The 1571-nt window shown below is 66.6% G+C and carries 1 protein-coding gene; it reads right to left on the bottom strand.

The window, feature by feature from the left end; genetic code table 11:
* The coding region (locus tag ABZY44_RS37655) for a condensation domain-containing protein (RefSeq protein ID WP_356662053.1) at positions 1–1511 on the bottom strand (1511 nt) is incomplete at its 3' end.
* Positions 1512–1571: the final 60 nt, after the last annotated feature.

Raw genomic sequence — 1571 nt, 5'->3', positions numbered from 1 at the left:
ATGGTGAAGTCGATGGTGTTGCCGTGGCCGGTGCGGTGGGTGGGGCGGGGGTGGTCGGTGGGGAGTTCGAGGGGTTCGAGTCCGGCGAGGGTGGTGCGCCAGTAGTCGAGTTGTGTGTTGAGGGTGTGGTTTTGGAGCCATTGGCGTTGCCAGATGGCGTAGTCGGCGTATTGGACGGTGAGTTCGGGGAGGTTCGGGGGGCGGTTTTCGGTGGCGGCTGCGTAGAGTTCCTGGATTTCCGTGGCGAGGATGGCGGTGGACCAGCCGTCGGCGGCGATGTGGTGGATGTTGATGGTGATGAGGTGGTGGTGGGGGTTCAGGCGGGCGATGGTCAGTCGCAGGAGCCGGCCGCTGGTGAGGTCGAAGGGGCGGGCGGCGTGTTCGGCGAGTGTGGTTGTTGCGGTTGTTTCGGCTGTGGGGGTGTCGTTGATGTGGGTGAGGTCGATGACGGTGGCGTGCAGGGGCCAGGGGTCGTCGATGGTTTGTGTGGGTTCTTCGTTGTGGCCCAGGAGGAACCGGGTGCGGAGGATTTCGTGGCGTTCGATGAGGCCGGTGAGGGCGGTTTCGAGGGCGGGGATGTCCAGCGGTCCGTGGGTGCGGAAGCTGAAGGGCAGGGAGTATTCGATGCTGTCGGGGTCGAGTTGGTTGAGGAACCACAGGCGTTGCTGGGCGAAGGACAGGGGGATGTCGTCTTCGGTGGTGCGGGGGGTGAGGGGGAGTTCGTCGGTGGTGCGGGTATGGGTGTGGGTGGCCAGTGTGGCGATGGTGGGTGAGGTGAACAGGTCCCGGACGGCGATCTTGACGCCGAGTTCTTTGAACAGGCGGGTGGTGACGCGGGTGGCCATCAGGGAGTGGCCGCCCAGGGCGAAGAAGTTGTCGTGGATGCCGATGCGGTCGATGCCCAGGACCTCGCTCCAGATCCGGGCGATGGTGTGTTCGGTCGTGGTGCGTGGGGGCTGGTAGTCGTTGGCCAGGTCGGGCCGGGTTCCTTCGGGTTCGGGCAGGGCGTTGCGGTCGGTTTTGCCGTTGGGGCTGGCGGGCAGGGCGTCGAGGGACACGAACCAGCCCGGGACCATGAAGTCGGGCAGGGTGCGGGCGCACCACTGGCGCAGGGTGTCCACGCTCAGGAGCCGGCCGGGGCGGGGGACGTAGTAGGCGACCAGGCGTTTGTTGCCGGGGGTGTCTTCCCGGGCGATGACGGCGCAGGATGCCACGTCGGGGTGCTGGGCGAGGGTGGATTCGATTTCGGCGAGTTCGATGCGGATGCCTCGGATCTTGACCTGGTGGTCGATCCGTCCCAGGTATTCCAGCGTGCCGTCGGTGCGTCGTCGTACGAGGTCACCGGTCCGGTACATGCGTGAGCCGGGCGGGCCGAAGGGATTCGCGACGAACCGTTCCGCGGTCAGCCGGGCACGGTAGAGGTAGCCGTCGGCCAGACCGGCCCCGTCCACGTAGAGCTCTCCCGGCACACCCACCGGCACGGGTGCCAGACCGGAATCCAGAACGAACACCCGGGTATTCCAGATCGGCCTCCCGATCGGCACCACCCGAGGCCACGAAGACACATCGGA

It is taken from the genome of Streptomyces sp. NPDC006544, from assembly GCF_040611715.1.
Classification (GTDB): domain Bacteria; phylum Actinomycetota; class Actinomycetes; order Streptomycetales; family Streptomycetaceae; genus Streptomyces.
The sequence above is the reverse complement of the archived record's forward strand: the minus strand, read 5'-3'. Positions and strand labels throughout refer to the sequence as shown.